This is a genomic window from Mesorhizobium sp. WSM4810 (assembly GCF_055811235.1).
Genome location: NZ_JBVVQV010000033.1, coordinates 45,416 through 62,108, shown reverse-complemented (window position 1 = coordinate 62,108; position 16,693 = coordinate 45,416). Strand labels below are relative to the sequence as shown.

Here is a 16,693-nt window from a genome sequence, read left to right as displayed (position 1 = left end):
TTCAAAAACGAGGCCGGGCGCGTGTGGCAAGATGCGGATCGCGTCATGAGCGCCGGTCGCACCCAACGTCGGCTTTTAGGAAAGATTCCAACGCAGGAAGGTCGGGATTGGGTCACGTCACGACGATGCCCATACCTAACCTGAATGTCCGCTCTTGAAGATGCGCGGCCCGAAGCTGCCGGATTGCTTTCGGCGGCATGCGGACTCCCCGCCTAGGAGGCCTTTTTTCCTGAAGCTTCCGGTCCGCATACGGCCCAACGCTGTTGGTCCGCAATGCGCCTGATTGCGCTTATTAGCCCGGCCATATCCACGCCGAAAGTGGATGAAGCTCCACAGACCGCTGACAGCTTTGTGTTCAAACGACACGAACGGACCTAGCGTGGTGGAGACATTTGGGTGGTGGACGCCCCCACCCATACCAATTGGACGGAACTTCGGGTATCTTTCTCTATTGAATTGTCCGACTTCTCGTCGGTCGCTTTTGTGGGGCCAAAGCCGCTCCCATGCGTCGATCGCTATTCCGGAAATACTTTCTGGTTTTGTTCGCGGCGGTCGTTTTTCCGATGGCTGCTAGTGGCATCAGCGAAACGTGGTTCAGCTATGTCGACCAGCGTGCGATCCTCAGTGCCCTGCTGCGGTCCGAGGCAACATCGGCGGCCGACAGGATCGAGAGCTTTCTCGACGGCATCAAGATTCCGCTCGGCTCCACGATCCCCGAGGACGTGTCGGCCCAGGCCGGCGTGAAACAGCTTCGGCTCCTTGTCGTACGCGTGATGCACCAGGTCCCGGGAATTCTCAGCATCAGTTTCGTCGACGGCGCCGGCGCGGAACGGCTGCACGTCTCGCGCACGGGCTCGAACAGGACGGAAGGCGGGGCGGATCGCTCGGGCGATCCCGCTGTCGTGGGCGCCAGGACGGCTAAGGTCTGGTATGGCCCGGTCGCCTATCGCCAGGGTTCCGAACCGTCGGTAACCATGGCGATGGCGAACTACGACGATACAGTCCTAGAAAACACGATCATCGCCGAAATCAGCCTGAAGCCTATCTGGCTCATCGTTTCCGAAATCCGCGTGGGCCGCAGCGGCCAGGCACTTGTCGTCGACCAGTCCGGCCACCTCATCGCTCACCCCGCGATCAGCAAAGTGATGCAGGGCGTCGGCGAGAAAGCAGCTTTGGCCCTGCGCGGATTGCGGGATGCGATCGCCACCGCGGGCGGCACTGCGATTGCAAACCGCAACGCCGAGAATGAACGCGTTGTGACCGCTGGCGCGCCCGTTGCCGCGGCCGGGTGGACGGTATTTGTCGAGCAGTCGCAGGCAGAGGCTTTTGCACCCCTATACGCTTCATTGTGGCGGACCGGCGGGTTGTTCCTCGCCGCCACAGTCCTTGCGGCGGTACTCGCCTATTGGCTTGCCAGACGGATGAGCGGGCCCATCCGATTGCTGGAAGAAGGCGCCCTCAAGATCGGTGCCGGGCAATTCGATCATCGGATCAATATTATCAGTGGAGACGAACTCGAGCGGCTGGCTGCGCGGTTCAACCAAATGGCGCAGGAACTCGCCATATCGCGGGACCGCGCTGAGCGAATGGCACGTTTGAAGCGCTTCCTGGCGCCACAGGTGGCGGAGCTCGTGGAAAAGGCTGGCGACGAGAGAATGCTCGCCGGACAGCGCGCGGAAGTGGTCGCTGTTTTTTGCGATTTGCGTGGCTTCACCGCATTTTCGGCGCACGCTGCGCCTGAGGACATCATGCAGCTCTTGCGTGAGTACTACGAGGCGCTCGGCGCGATCATCACCCGGTATGAGGTGACGCTGACCAGTTTTTCGGCGGATGGATTGATGATTCTCGTCAACGCCCCGGTTCCATGCGAAGAGCCGGCGCTTCATGCCGTAAAAATGGCTGTCGACATGCAGGAAGCAATTCAAGGACTCATATCTGGGTGGCGGCAGCGTGGCTATCAGATTGGCTTCGGCATGGGGCTTGCGATGGGGTGGGCAACGGTGGGGCGCATTGGTTACGAAGCCCGCGTTGACTACACCGCGATCGGCAATGTCGTTAACCTGGCGTCGCGGCTGTGTTCGTCCGCTGTGGATCGACAAATACTCATCGATTATTCCGTAGCGCGCCATTTGCATGACAAAATACCGATCGTCGACCTCGGCACTCGCCAACTCAAAGGTCTCGACGGGCTCGTTCGCGTCTTTAATGTCGAGACGAAAGACAGACCGGATTTGGCTCCCAATCCGAATGGTGTGCCGCGCAAGGCTAGGCTCTAAGCTTGATGTCCGCTTCCCTGCCTTTGGAAACACGAGCTGCCAGCCTGCTTTCGGCCCCAAACGCGACGTCCGAGTAGTGGCTTGGCGATGTCCGTAGTTGGCGCTCCTTGCTCGTTCTGGGGGAGCCCTAATCCACTCAAGATGGGTCAGTTTGTTGCGACCAGTTGCAAACAGCTCTTAGCGGCTGCGCTGGACCAGCAGACGCGAGCGCGCCGATACAAAGCCTGGGTGACCGCAAAGTGAAGTTCGATTCACTTTCTTCAGAGCCAAGATCGCGACCATATCGCGCCGGAATTCGCCACACTGAGTTGAGGTTGGTGCAACGCGTTGCAAATTTGGCGCTCTCTAGCACTGGCCACCACTGATGTGCCGGGATAAGGCGACGAGCGACCACCGTCATCGTCACCGCCAACCTGAGCTTCGGCGACGTCAGATGAGCGATGATCCGCTCATCAGCCTGCCGGGCAGTGGCGCGCTGATCAGTCCAGCCCATGCCGGCGAGCACGGCGTCCAATTCTGTCAGCTACACCACGCCAGTGGGCACGATCATAACCGACGAGAGACTCAACGCCCTAGCCTTATCGCAGAACAAGCTTGGTGCAACCCGTTGCAAAACCGCTTAGCGGCTGAGTGCGGCATACCATTGACGCTGTTGTTTCTGCCGATTTTGCAAGCGTACTGTTGAGGGATATTTCTGAGAAGATTGCGGGTTGTCTCCTGGGGTAAAGGCGAGGCAGCAAAGCGAAAAGCGGGGTCGAGGTCGCGGGCTATTCGAGTATCGCCGCAGAACTCAGGTTGCGCATCTTCAACACCAAAATGAAATGCAACGCGTTGCATATGCTTTCGCTCAGCCCTTCAGCGTCATGATGCGCGTCATCAGATAACACGAAAGGACGTCGAAAGGTGTTACCGCTCACGGGATCGGAACGCGGTCAACGGCGGCAGCGCCTACAAGATTGTTGCGACGTCTGAGAGCGCTAATATAGTGGAGAAATCAATCTTCGGATCGCGAAGAAAGCTTTTGAGGCTTTGTATCAGGCCTGTGTTCCGCTCAGCTACATGCCGGGGGATTCAATGTGGTCTCATATCAGCCGAGTAAAGCGCCTGGCCCCAAGCCATTCGTCATTGATCACGGCCTTGGCAAAATTGCCGTTAACCTCATTTTGAATCCGCCCACTGGCCGGCCCAGATCGTCGATACGAGACGCTATCGCTGGCGGAGAGCCGGAAGAAGTCGGCTGCTGTCGGGCGTCGATCTTTGGCGGCGGCAATGCTGGATCAAAGAAGCGGGGAGGAGCGGGAGGTCGGTGAGATATAACACGCTATCGTCGGCCTCATCCTGCTGGTCATGGTCATGGTCTACTCGCTTCAACGAAGGCGGAAATGTAGGCGTCCCAGCGATCGGGGCTCTTTTCGTTCGCGCGACGTGCGCGCTATCCACTCCGCGCCGCAGTGTGCCGCCTCTCGATCTCGCCGAGCCTTGACCGCTCGCCTATCCTCAAAGCTGGGAATGCGCTATGGACGCCGTCATGAGACAGTCGCCTGGCAAACTGAGTACCGAAGCGCGCATCTACGCGAAAAATCTGGCTTACGAGATTGCTCGACGAGAGCGGATAGGCGCGCCTATGCTCGATCCCGGCGGCAAGGCGACGACGTGGCGCGATGCGCAAGTAGCGCTGCGTCACGCGTTCATGGATGAAGGATCGCCGCCGCGACGGGTAAGGCTACTTGATGCCGCCGCTACTCGTATGGAGCGCCTCTCTCCCTCTGATCGTGGTTTTCGCATAGCGCTAATTTCGGAAGGCAGCCGGCAGGCATCGATATTCGATCTGCGCATGCTGGTGCATGGCAGCCATCCGCTTGAAGGGCTGGAGCACGAAAGAGGAGTAACTGCGCTATGCGCCACCTTCACAACGAAGCGCAGCAAGCGCGACGCTTTTGATGTCGTCCCATCTGTTTACCTTTCCGATCACACCATCGGGCGCCTACGCGAGCGTTCTGAGCAATGGTGTACCCCCGAGGCTGGGTTAGCTGCTCTGCATATCGCGACCGTTGCTGCCGATCTTGCGCGTCCTGACCATCGGTTGAGTTTCTTGAAGATGTCATCGCTGTCCTGCGCTATCGATGGAGGTATCCTTACGGGAGCGATGCGACGCAGCCCCGTCGACCATGGGACCGTTCCCCTATGGGACGTCCGCACGCTGCTCGATGACGTTTCAAACTCGATCCGGCGACTGTTGAGCAGGCCAGTCAGGTCGCCGAGCTTGTCACTCGCGTCCTAGTAGGTGGCGAGAACTGGATGACGATCAGCCTTCAATCGAGGAGTAGTGACGCGATCGATTTCTTTGAGCCGCACGAGGATCACGTCACAGCGACGTTGCGCGCTCGAATGGGAGTCAAGCACTGACGCGCGGTGGCGGCGAATGAAAGACCATCCTCGGTTTTCCGGATGACAATGCTAGCCGCACCGGCAGCGTACAGGGCATGGTGGCCTGTCGACAGCTGACCTCCACGTACCGCTGCCAACCGAACTTGACTTGAATAGGATGGCGGTCATGCTCGTCGTGCCGAACGGGCGGATTTCTGTGTAGCTAGCGAGATAGGGTGGGATCTGAATGTCAGCTTCTCACTAATAGGTGCCGTAGACGCCATGTCCATCTGCTTCCAAGATGGAAATGATTTCCCCGTGGAAAAACCATCACCATTTCGCCGTTAAAAGACACGTGTTGCGATGGCTGTTTCGGGCGCCAGGAGCCGACGTTGACCACGGCGCAAAAGCGACGCCCCTTGATCCTGTTCTAGCATTCCACTGCATGGCCCAGACGTCGGGATAGCATCAAAGGTTGACCAGGCCCGCCTTAGGACTGTCGACAAACAGCGCGATTTTGCAACGGGTTGCAAAATCGTCCCATAACGAGCCGTTCCCGAGCACTGGCTTCGCGCCACTTTTTGCAACGGGTTGCACCGTTCTGCTGATTTTTTACAAAGGGCGTCACGTTCGTTTGCTGATTTAGCCGCAAGTATCGACCTGGTCGGCCGTCCCGAGGCGGCGCCATTGGAAGAGTTGCAATCTGTAAGCCCATCGAACGGCGTGCCAACGGCGCATTGGATGGCAGTAAATGACGCTTCCCGCAAAAAGTGCAGACAATGCAGCGCTACGCACGGGAGAACTTCCATCCGGTTCCGGTGATCCGCGCGGCACGCTATGCTTCAGATAGGAACACGATAGCGGTTAGATCTATTCGTCCAACAAAGCCCCTGGTGTTACGCCCAGGTACCGCGCAAGTTTATCGATGATCGTAATGGTTGGATTCCTGGCCCCACGCTCGAGGTCGGATATGTAGGTGCGGTGGATGCCGACGTCGTGTGCAAAAGCCTCCTGCGACAAGTTTTTCTGCTGCCGCATTTTGCGCAAGTTTCGGGCGAGGCGTTCGCGAATGTCCACGCCAACAGGGTCAAGGTCAGTCGACTATCGGTCTACAGACGATAAGTGACAATACCGCTTGACTTCGGTGAAAAGCAAATGCAGGGGTATGTCACTCATTGTCTGCGGAGTATGAAAGGGAAGCAAGACGGTATTGTTTCGCGGGCACCCCCTGAACCCCTTCGGCGACAATCACGAGGCCATCGCAAAAGCGGCACCCGAGAACGGCGATTGGGTACGAAACTTGTCCCGATCTTAACGAAGAACTCTCATGTCCCACATTGATGACTACGCTTACGATGACCAAGGCAACATAGTTCTCATCCGGTATGGGCCACTGCCGAAGCAGAGTTGCCGACACAGCAATTCAATACCCTTGGTTTCGAGTGCGGAACTGCCGCTGATCAGGCAACGTGCTGATGACGAAGCAGAGCGAAAGCGGCAGAAAGCCCGAACGGCGGCAGAAGAGAAAGAGAAAGAAAAAGAGAGGCAGAACCAGGATAGGGAGCGTGCCCAATATGTCGAAATTGGTTCGCCTATAAGTCCGCAAAAGCGAGCTCTCCAGTTGGACCAACAACCAGAGAACAAGAGGAATGCAGATGAGTTCGACCAAGACTGACGACGCAGTCATTGCGCTGGTGATGCGCTTGTTACCCAACCTACGTATGAATTGCAGAATCCTTACGGATAGCGAGCGAACTACGGCGCGGAAGCAAGTTCACTTTCTCTCGAGTTTGTATCGTAAGCTTGCTATGCGGTAGGTAGCCTTATGCCGTTCACACGGCCTGTTCGACGCAAATTTCGTTTGCAAGGAGGGCGACAGTGGCCTTGGTCTACGGAGAACTCTACGCTGCCTTGCGCTCGGTGAACGTCCCCCATGAATTGGCGCAGGAAGCTGCACGCGTTGACAATATCTCTCCTAAAAATGTCACCGTTACCAAACTTGAGTCACACCTCCGCTGCGTCCAACTTTTACTCGTCTTAAACATAGTCCTTGTATTGATTTTGCTCGCCGCCGCGTGATGGTGGGTGGCAGCCTCGAAGAGCTCGCCGCTCGGTTGTCGAGTTAAAGAGGACGTTGGGAAATCGGTCCTGTGCGCCTTAGGTCAGAATGTTCAGGCCCAATTTTGTTCCGCTCTTTTCCCCTTGCTGGGCCCGTCCTGTCCCATTCGACCCCCAGCCCTCTTTCCGAAAGAGCGGGAATTCTCGCACCGCGGCCAGCGAATACTCGACCTCCACATCACGCTATTGCGCCACTTTGTCCTGTTAGGCCCTTTTCAGCTAATCGTGGCACCAGTTCATTCCCCTTCTCCGCTTGGACGGCCTTTAGCCGTTAGGGAGCGCTATTTAGTGTCCCCTAGTTTTCGCTCTGGCTTCTTTTGGTTTTCACTCCTAATCCTGCAAGCTTACCTGTTCGTCTTAGCGCAGAACTGATGTTCGCTCAGGTAGCCGCTTTTGAGTGGCTCACGCATTGAGCCCGGCTTCTGAACGGCCGTATTACTTGCTGGATTTGTTGAGTTGGAAATTAATTCGTACACATGAAAGTCGATGCAGTGGGTAATCAAAGTCACACCGCTAAAATGTATCAGGACTTCTCTGTCTCGGAGAAGCTCGCCATCCGTAACGTGATGGAGCGCGTCTGGCGCCCACACCTGTTACCGGACGAGCGGGACTTTCTCGCCTATGTTTACGACAACACCATCCAGTGGGGCCGCGCCATCCTCGACGTCACCCTGGATCAGATGATCGAGGGCGTCCGCTCGGATCACGAGGAATGGCCGTGGCGGCTGACGCCCGTCGGCTACAGCAAAAGCACGCTCGAACGATTAATCAAGCGCCTCAGGGAACGGGGCGCCATCTTTGTGTTCGCCGTCCGGCACCGCGCCACCAAGATCACCCTCAATCTGCACTGGACCCCGGCAGAAGGCATCATGAAGCTCCCCATTCCCAAGCGCCTGGCAGGCAAACTCACCGAGATCGACGAGGAGTTCGGGTCCCCTATAAACGTCAGATTGACGGATATGGGCCAGGGTCCCGAACTTCATAACCGTCAGCCTGACGTTTATGGGAGCCCTTTAACCGTCAATTTGACGGATATAGAGGACGAGGCGGAGAGTGATAACCGTCAGGCTGACGTATATGCCGCTCCTATAACCGTCAATTTGGGGCCGAATAAACGTCAATCTGACGGTTCTATTAAACAACCCCTTAAACAACCCGAAGGGAAACAACCCGAGAACTACCGGACGGCTGCGCCGACCGGGGGTGATTTCTCGGAAGAGGAACAGGAAGAGCTAGGCGGGGTAGGTCAGACAGTCCTGACCGCCAAAGAGCACGAAGAGGCTTGCCCCACGCCCGCGCCGACCGCCGCCGAGATCATCCGCGACACCGCCATCCATTCCGCCGAGGACCGCGCCCAACGCCTCGCCGCCATCCGCCAGAAGGATACCGCCGATGCCTACCAGGCCACCTTCCTCGCCGCCTGGGAGGAGACCTACCCGGGCATCCCCGCCCCGCTCATGACCAAGCGTGACGGCTTCCAACTGCGCGCCGTGCTGGCCTCGCACATGCTCAAGGACAACGCCGGCCGGCATGATTTCCTGGACTTCACCATCCGCCACTGGGAGGCGATCGTGGCCGACAAGTTCGCATGGATGACCAAGGCACCCGCCCCGAAGATGCCCTCGCAGCGCTTCCTGATCGGTAGTAAATTCTTCCCCAGCTTCCTCGACGCCTTCGCCGAGCGCAACCGCTACCGCGACGCCACCCTGTCTGTCGGCGAGGATGGCGAGATCAAGCGGCTGATGCGCGCCGGCCTCTCCCGCGAGAACGCCCTGAAGAAGATCGGCGAGACGCAAGGCGCCAACCGGGCCAAGGCCCAGGAGCGCGAGATCAAGGTCCGCAACACCGACATCCTGCACCAGACCCAGGCTGCCTACGACAAGCTCCAGGCGGCGCAGAAACAGGCATGGGCCGACAAGGCCCGGAAGCCTGTCGAGGAGAAGGCCAAGAGCACGGGTCCTTCATTCCCTGATCTGGATGACGAGATCGGACCTTACACCGGGGAAATCCTCGATATTCCCCCCTTCGACCCGAGCCAGTGGAGCTGATCCGTGAGCCACGCACAGCAGGACAACAACCGCAGCTCGCTCACCGAGGCAGACGTGCGACATGGTTTGCATCTCGGATGGTCGGATCCAGCTACGGTACCTGTGTGTTTACATGTATCGCCAGAGCCGCATCGGCGGCCCGCTTAGACTGGTGCGGGAGGGGCTTGGACTCTTGGCGCTGGCCTGACAACCGGACGATCCCGCGTAGGTGGATTGATGTGAATGTCTGTAACATGGCTTAGATGGAGGGACCTGCCGTTCCGCTTTCGGCCCCCAAACGCGACGTCCGAGTAGTGGCTTGGCGATGTCCGTAGTTGGCGCTCCTTGCCCGTTCTGGCGGAGCCCTAATCACCCAAGATGGGTCAGTTTGGTGCAACCAGTTGCACTGCTCTTAGCGGCTGCCCGCCACCAGCAAACGCGAGCGCGCCGATGCAAAGCCTGGATGACGGCAAAGTGACGTTTGACTGAACCAAGGTGGCGACCATATCGCGCGGGTTCGCCTCACGGGTTGAGGTTGGTGCAACCCGTTGCAAAACCCGCTTTCAGCGGCCGAGTGCGGCATACCATTGACGCTGCTGTTTCTGCCGGTTTGCAAGCGCACTATCGAAGGATATTTCTGAGAAGAAGATTGCTGGCGTCTCCTAGGGCGAAAGCGAGGCAGCAAAACGAAAAGCTGGGTCGAGGCCGCGGGCAATTGGAATATCGCCGCAGAACTCGGGCGCATCTAAAACCAAAATGAAATCCAACGCGTTGCAGTATGCTTTTGGATGTCAAACCACGACAGCTTTGCGCCCAATCCCGGTCGCTCACGTCTCCAGACCCTCTGCTCGAAAGCGGCCATTCACCGCGGTTGATTTAATGCCCGCCAAGGTTTGGGCAGGGCTAATGCTGGCCTTCCCATTGGTGCTTGTAACAGCTGCGGCACTCCAGGATTTGGATTACATCATCCGCCAATGGATCTCGACCGATGTGTTGCTTCACCTGCCAAACCATCTGGGGATGATCTCGTAGTAGATCGTCGCCCGACAAGTCGTACCGATGAGTGATCTGGACGAAACGGTCGTCTTTTTGTCCGAACCGAACGACAGCAACATCGCTTGGTTTCAGGTGCGCAAATCGTCCATCAACATCGAACAGCTTATCCAGGTCGCCGCCGCCGAAGTTCACATATTGCTCACAGAGCCCTTCGGGCAAAGCCAGCCCTTCCTCGTCGTAGATTTTTCCGAACTCTGGTTCGGGAAAAGACTTGGGGAAGATAGCCACTCGGGAGAAACCATCTAGGCCGATTTCCCGCTGTCCCTTTTCTAAGTACGCAAGCGTACCGGACACTGGAGACCCATCTACGAAGTCGACAAATATGTGTGGAATCTCGTTCCAGCTATCGCCTTTATCATCGATCACAAGCATATCCTCGTAACGAATAATGCCCTTAAGATGAAACATTGCTTGGCTCTGCTGACGCAGCCTTTCCCAATAATTCCTGACAAGATCAAGCTTCTCTCGTTCTTCTCGGTCGCTTTCTGTGTCGCGCGTTCTATCGTATGGGTTTCGAAGCACTATAGGCGGCTCGGCGAGATCAAAGGTCTTCTCCGACTCGTCAAAGTACGCATAGCACCGTTTCATCAATACGATCACGCCGCGTGGGTGAAGTTCGACAACCTCAAAGCCCTTCCAACGGGGTCTTTCGGCAAAATCCGCATACTCGGATTCATACGGATAGTGCCTGTCTTTCGAGTCTCGCGCTAGAATCCAAGAACGCGCGGGGCTATCTCCGAGCACTCGCATAACGCGGTTCTTGTTCGTGACTTCGGACCTGATTTCTGTAGCGCGTGATCTTCTCCGCAGGACGTTCGATATCCCGAAGAATGTGAATAGGATTCTATCGTTCTTCGGTTGATGGAGCTCGGTTTCGAGCGTCGCGTTGCCCCAAAGATAGAACTCTAAGACGCCTAACTTGGTGAGTTCATCGCGGAAGGCGTCGTAGGCCTTCTTCGAGAAGTTTGTCGCGGCAACCAGGATATACCCGTATGGCGGATTGTCTGGAGCGATGTCCTCTAGGATTTTCTTTATCTTGCTGGGGGGAATTGCTTTTTCGCGCTTGCACTGGATCATCCACGCGTAGCCGTCCATTGGGCGGACAACCTCGTTACCGTCATCGTCAATGGTGGTTGTCGTGGCGCGTTCGTAGGCTCTGATATCAAAGCCGTCATCGTCCCCGCCCTTGCCCGTGGCCTCTATCGTTTGCCATTCCCGGAAGTCATAGATCAGCTCACGGACCAGGTCCTCGAAACGCTTGGGGTCAAGGTCTTCGAAATGGATTGGGTTCGTTGTTCTTGTTGGTCTGGCTCTACTCATAGTGAAAAGCAATAACACTCTCGGCGTTTTGTAGAAACGCTCAATTCCCGCTGTACGGACGTCGCGCCGCGAAAGACGGGTCAATGGCAGGTTTTGGGCCGGTCGAGACGTTGCGGGTTGCCTCAATGTCGGCATCGCAAACCACCGTGCATCCTGATATTGGACGCAGAGACTACGGCGACCGGCTCCCCACGAGCGGACATCAGCCCCTCTGGTGAGTTTGCATGCTGCGCCAGCAGCGGACATCAGGACTGCCCCTCTTGCATATTGAGCCACTTGCATGATCTGGAAATTCTGATCACTCAAATTACACTGTGGAATTTCGCGAGCACATCGTGCAGCACACTTGATTGATGTAGTTTGAAATGTAATCGAAGTTCTTTCGACGAGGACTTCAATTTGCCGCTAAGCAGAAAAAGACCTCCTCCCCCTCATTCCGGTTGGCGGAACGCGGTCCGGGGCGGGATCGACCCGAAGATTTCCATCGCGCACTTGAGGGCTTCGTCACCTATTGGCACCTTGCCCACCATTGCCGGCTGGGTCGTTCGCAGCCAGCGTCATCGTTCACCCCTAGATGGGCTTGTCCCCCGAGCGCTCACACAAATCAGCTCGGTGCCTTCGCTGGCTGCCGTGTCCTTGGAACGCGAATTGGCTTGGGCGCTCGGCACTCTGCGGGCAGTGCTGGACAAGCTACGCTGCTATGTCGATCTGCGTCAGAACCTTGAGAATTGCCTTGAGCAATCGCGTTACGAAGACGCGATCGTGTTGGTTGACGAGATCAACGGCGAAGTTTGTTGGTCGCTAGAAATGCTTTCGGCGCGCATCGCCTTAACAAGTCTGGTCCATGGACTTGAAGCGCAGAAGTCATGGATCGCGTCGCAGACATCGAGTGGTGCATCGGTCGCCGCCCTCTTTTATTTCTTATTGGTTTGGGGTCCGTTCCGAAAACGACCAGAATCCGAGCAGGTTTCTTTCTGAGATCGCTGGACACATACATCGGGTGTGGACCGATGCCCCTGGCAAACGCTTTCTCAACTACCAACTCGCCAACAGCGACATCGAGGACGGCGACGAAGCCGAGATGTTGGCGCAGGCTCAAACATTGTCGGTTTTGGATCTTTATGAATGCCTGGTCCACTTGGCGCGCGTGAGCGCTGCGGAGGGCAGCCCTACCGCTGGCCTACTCTATCAATATGTATTGCCGCTGATGTCGGAAATTGGAGACATCAGGATGCTCAAGCTTTCATATCTCATGGGCAATTTGGCAGCCGCGGATAATTTCGACGCAGTCGATTTCGAGTTCGATGAGAGGTTGATCGGCTTCGGCATCGAAGGACTTCCGGCTGCAGGAAATCTGCACCAGGTTCATTTCGCCTCAAACCTGGGGTTTGCTCCCAAGGTCGAAAACGTCTCCGAAGACTTGGCGGCGTCCATGGCGGATGTACAGTTGCGGCCTGAAAAGCTGGATACGGCTCGGGAGCATATTCTGCGCCATGCGGTTCTTTTTCCTCGGTTCAATATCGGAGAATTCGCCACAGCGATCTCAAGGCTGTCGGACACTCCGTCTTCGCTGGCCGACGCTGCCACCCAACGACGTAGATTCATGGCCAACAACGACCACGACCCTACCATAATCCCATACCTTCCAGATCCGCTGGTGCCTCACTACGCCGGGGTCCTGACGACTTCGGCAGGATGTCCGGCCCTTGTGGCCAACTTTCACCGCTTCGATCCGTCCCTTCAACCTGGCGCGATGGAAGACCGCTCTCAAGCTTGGTGGACGATGTCTGTGCTGGCACGGGCCAAGGATAACCTGTCGACGGTGGAAGTGCTGAAAACGGCTCGATCCGGAGGTCTTCCGGCGACCCGGCTCGCAACGTGGTGCGAGATCGAGGGACTTCTGGCGTCGGGCAGGATCAACTCGGCTGTGGACCTAGTCGCCGAGCTCTATCGACGTGACAACGGCCTTCTTCAATGGCTGCCGCTCCAGCGCCTCGCCGCGCGCCTCGATGATCAGACCGTTGGAAGGTATTCTGGCTCCACGAACATGGCGTTGGCAACTTGGCTACTGGCCGAGAATTTCGACCGTGAATTCAGGTCTTCACTTTCCTACGCGGTCGAGCGGTTCCTCGATGACAGCGGCGTGCTCCGCCCTTCAGAATTGCAACCGAGCCGTGTCGACGACGTGGATAAACTGATTTTTCTACTGTGGGCGATCTGCACGGAGGACATGCTGAGCCTTTCGCTCACCTACGGGACCCAGTTCGAGCTGGATGAGGAACGGCTAGCGATCTTGGCAACCCTCAAATCGTTGTCATCAGAACGGGCTGAAGTCTACGACGAAGAGATCAAGCTCATCCTGCGCCGCCAAGAGGTGGTTAAGGCAATCAAGTCCCTGGATCGAAGCAAGATTTCCATGGACGAGGAGCCGATACGGGACTGGGCCCGAAAAAATCTCAGAGGCAAGTTCGATCGCTTCCGAGCCCTTACCGAAGCGGGAATGGAGACGGTCTCGGATAAATATTTGCTGGAGATGCTCGATCGTCTCGCTTCGGGGGCTTCGGATACCAAGCCGTATGAGATACCCGACAATGAGGTCTCGGCGTTGTTCGCGGAAATCCTAGATCAGCTCTGCCGGGAAAGCAGTCTCAACAGCAGGCATGGCATCAACAGCTATCTGAGCTTGAGGATACGCCATGGCACCATCTCGGGCCAGCTAAGACGCCCCTCGCAGGAACAGCACCTTTTGACGAGCGTGTCATCCGGGGGATCCTACGCGGCGAACGACCATTGGTACGAACTCCTCGAGCCATTGGTAGGCCATGACGATGCGGACCGGGTATCCAGAGGTCTTGGCGCTTTCTCCAAGAAATACGACATGCTCGTAGAGCGGTTCTCTTCCGATTTCGTGCAGATACGGCGAGTGGAGAAGCCAAAGGGACTTATCAGTTACCGTTTCGCCGACGCGGTCGTCATGGGGTTTTCTGCGGAAGCGCAAAGCATCCTCGAATTCGACGAGTTCCTAGATACCTTTTTCGAAATCTACTGGGCCCACCTGGGCAACGTTCTCGGGACCGTACAGACTTACATCCGCGTCGATCTCAGGCAGGAATTCGATTTGTTGTTCGACGAATTGGGGCAACACTTCGTCGAATCAACGAACGCTCCGAGCCTGCCCATGCTGAACGATGCTCTCGTCCGCGCGCGGACCGGGGTCCATGATGCACTCAACGAAATGGCGGAATGGTTCGATGTGCCTCAGGCCGTGGAGAGCGCTCCGCTGCGGATCGACGTCCTGGTGGAAATCGGCAAGCAGATGGTGCGTCGCCTCAATCCCAATTTCGACCCCTATCTTGAGCTGTCAGGCCAACTCGATATGCCGATGACGAACGCTCTCACCGTTTTCACTGACGCGCTCTTCATACTTTTCGGCAATGTGGCGAAACATGCGGACCTGGACCGTCCCGCAGTCAACATCGAGTTCGAGCAAATCGATCCTGGAATCTTGGAATTGACGTTCCAGAGCGAATGCCGTGACATCTCCCTCCATCGACGGGCCATAGAGGAGGCGATGACCAAACTCAAGAGCGCCGATGTCTCCAAGGACGTCAGTGGAGAAGGCGGTACTGGCTTCCCCAAGCTCGCCAAAATCATGGCGTTCTCGGTTGCTCCCGATCCGGTCGTGTTCGGAGTTGACGAGGAAAGCGGACGATTTTTCTGTAAACTGAAATTCAGCTTCCGGTTCATTCGCCAGCCCACAGAGGAGCGAGATCATGCGGTTTTTGGTAGTTGAAGACGACGAGAACAAGCGGCGCAGGGTCCTTGATTTCCTCAATTCCTATTTCGCGGACGACGAAGTGATACACAGCGCCTCGCTTGTCACAGGGTTGCGTGAGGCCAAGCGCGTGAGCCCCGATCTCGTGATCCTCGACATGACGTTGCCGAACTACGATTCCAGCGGGCCTGACCCGGATGGGCGTATGCATGCATTCGGCGGAAAGGAATTCCTGCGTCAGATGGCCAGGATGTCGGGTAGGAGCAAAGTTATCGTCCTCACTCAGTTCGAGAGCTTCGGCGAAGCTCCCAACGTAACGGGGCTGAACGACCTGGATGCCGACCTCAAACTGAAATTCCCTGAGCATTATGTCGGAGCAGTCTACTACCATGCTTCGATCAACGAATGGGAGAAGAGTTTGAAAACGATGATCGAAGGCTTGGAATTGAAATGAAAGTCCTGATTGTTGATGATGACATCGCGAAAGCTACTGCGGTTTCCAAGGTGCTGCTTGAAGCGGGCGTGCCGTCTACGGATGATATCGCGCATGTAACAAACGCGTACGACGCTAGCTCGGAGATGCGCAAAACCCAGTTCGACTTGCTCATTCTGGACCTCATGATACCTAAAGCCAGACTGGCGGAGGCGGAGATAGATGGCGGCCAGACACTGCTCCGCGACATCATTGCTAGGACCACTTACCTTAGGCCCCGGTACATTGTCGGGCTTACGTCGTACGACGATGCCCGCGACCAATCCGAAGCGGACTTCAACAATGGCCTCTGGTCCATCCTCAAATTCGACACCAAGTCCGCCGATTGGATCGATCAACTGACCAGCAAGGTGCGATATATCAAGTCCTCGGTCGAAGCGGCCACGTTGGGCCAAGATTACGACTACGATGTTGCATTCGTCTGCGCGCTCGCCAAACCGGAGCTCGAAGCGGTATTGGCACTCGACTGCGGCTGGAAAGAGCTCCAACGTGTCACCGACCCGACTAGATACTGGGTGGGAAGCTTCACCGTGGAGGGAAGGACATTCAGGTGCGTCGCCTGCCACGCCGCTCAGATGGGGATGGTAGCCACGTCGGCCGCGGTCTCGAAAGTCTCCGCCGCCTTCCGCCCGCGCCTCGTCGTCATGACGGGTATATGCGCAGGTAGGGAAGGTGATATTCAACTCGGCGACGTCGTCGTGGTCAACATCTCCTGGGACTACGGGAGCGGCAAGTTTCACAAGAAGGAAGGGGAAGCGCTCCGTTTCGCTCCCGATCCTGTTCAGATCGCTTTGGATCCGATGCTTCGTAAGCATGCTGAAGCTATCAAGGCCGATGAATTGAGGTTGGACGAAATTCGCCGAGGATACACGAAGCAGAAGATCAACAGCGTCTTAAACGTCGAAATCGGGGCGATGGCGTCAGGGGCGGCCGTACGGGCTGATGATGGATTTTTCGAAGAACTCGCTAGCGCGAAGCGAAAAGTGGTGGCCGTCGAGATGGAGGCTTACGCCGTCTACGCAACGGTGGCGGAGATGCCAGCACCAAGGCCTCTCCCGTTAGTGGTGAAGTCCGTCTGCGACTTCGCCAATTCGGAGAAGAACGATACTTACCAGGACTATGCTGCCCATACGAGCGCAGTCTGTGCATTGGAAATCGTGAAGGCGTATCTGGGAGAACGAAATTCCTGATCTGATAGCTGTTCGATAAATCGCAAACCCGGTCGTGTAATAACATGGTGACCGCTTCGGGCCGGTTACTG

At 56.8% G+C, this 16,693-nt stretch carries 11 protein-coding genes; 9 read left to right on the top strand and 2 right to left on the bottom strand.

Annotated elements, in window-relative coordinates:
- Positions 1-503: 503 nt before the first annotated feature.
- Together AC0L3O_RS30995 and AC0L3O_RS30990 are read left to right on the top strand one after the other, a co-directional pair.
- On the top strand, positions 504-2,276 hold the full coding sequence (locus AC0L3O_RS30995) for an adenylate/guanylate cyclase domain-containing protein (protein ID WP_473617530.1): 1,773 nt from the start codon (positions 504-506) through the stop codon (positions 2,274-2,276).
- A 1,516-nt stretch (positions 2,277-3,792) separates the two neighbouring features.
- Positions 3,793-4,557, top strand: a complete 765-nt coding sequence (locus AC0L3O_RS30990; RefSeq protein ID WP_473617529.1) for a hypothetical protein — start codon at positions 3,793-3,795, stop codon at positions 4,555-4,557.
- A 956-nt stretch (positions 4,558-5,513) separates the two neighbouring features.
- Here AC0L3O_RS30990 and AC0L3O_RS30985 read toward each other — a convergent pair.
- Positions 5,514-5,720: a helix-turn-helix domain-containing protein gene (locus AC0L3O_RS30985; RefSeq protein ID WP_473617528.1), complete on the bottom strand. Its 207-nt coding sequence runs from the start codon at positions 5,718-5,720 to the stop codon at positions 5,514-5,516.
- A gap of 250 nt (positions 5,721-5,970) precedes the next feature.
- On the opposite strand from AC0L3O_RS30985, the gene AC0L3O_RS30980 reads away from it, so the two are divergent.
- The 3 genes from AC0L3O_RS30980 (at position 5,971) to AC0L3O_RS30970 (ending at position 8,809) form a co-directional block, all read left to right on the top strand.
- Positions 5,971-6,318: a hypothetical protein gene (locus AC0L3O_RS30980; RefSeq protein ID WP_473617527.1), complete on the top strand. Its 348-nt coding sequence runs from the start codon at positions 5,971-5,973 to the stop codon at positions 6,316-6,318.
- A 203-nt stretch (positions 6,319-6,521) separates the two neighbouring features.
- Complete coding sequence (locus AC0L3O_RS30975; protein ID WP_473617525.1) at positions 6,522-6,722, top strand: hypothetical protein; 201 nt, start codon at positions 6,522-6,524, stop codon at positions 6,720-6,722.
- A 515-nt stretch (positions 6,723-7,237) separates the two neighbouring features.
- Complete coding sequence (locus AC0L3O_RS30970; RefSeq protein ID WP_473617524.1) at positions 7,238-8,809, top strand: hypothetical protein; 1,572 nt, start codon at positions 7,238-7,240, stop codon at positions 8,807-8,809.
- Positions 8,810-9,691: 882 nt separating this feature from the next.
- On the opposite strand, the gene AC0L3O_RS30965 is transcribed toward AC0L3O_RS30970, so the two are convergent.
- Positions 9,692-11,299, bottom strand: coding sequence for a restriction endonuclease (locus AC0L3O_RS30965; RefSeq protein ID WP_473617523.1), 1,608 nt, complete (start codon positions 11,297-11,299; stop codon positions 9,692-9,694).
- Positions 11,300-11,800: 501 nt separating this feature from the next.
- Between AC0L3O_RS30965 and AC0L3O_RS30960 the strand changes: the two genes are divergently transcribed.
- From AC0L3O_RS30960 to AC0L3O_RS30945, 4 genes are read left to right on the top strand one after another with little or no spacing between them, the layout of a single operon-like run.
- Entirely contained in the window at positions 11,801-12,142 is a 342-nt protein-coding gene (locus tag AC0L3O_RS30960) for a hypothetical protein (protein ID WP_473617521.1), read from the top strand.
- A gap of 22 nt (positions 12,143-12,164) precedes the next feature.
- Positions 12,165-14,957: a hypothetical protein gene (locus AC0L3O_RS30955; RefSeq protein ID WP_473617520.1), complete on the top strand. Its 2,793-nt coding sequence runs from the start codon at positions 12,165-12,167 to the stop codon at positions 14,955-14,957.
- On the top strand, positions 14,938-15,393 hold the full coding sequence (locus tag AC0L3O_RS30950; protein ID WP_473617519.1) for a response regulator: 456 nt from the start codon (positions 14,938-14,940) through the stop codon (positions 15,391-15,393). Before AC0L3O_RS30955 ends, AC0L3O_RS30950 begins: the two co-directional genes overlap by 20 nt.
- Positions 15,390-16,622: a phosphorylase family protein gene (locus AC0L3O_RS30945; RefSeq protein ID WP_473617518.1), complete on the top strand. Its 1,233-nt coding sequence runs from the start codon at positions 15,390-15,392 to the stop codon at positions 16,620-16,622. The genes AC0L3O_RS30950 and AC0L3O_RS30945 overlap by 4 nt, the downstream gene beginning before the upstream one ends.
- Positions 16,623-16,693: the final 71 nt, after the last annotated feature.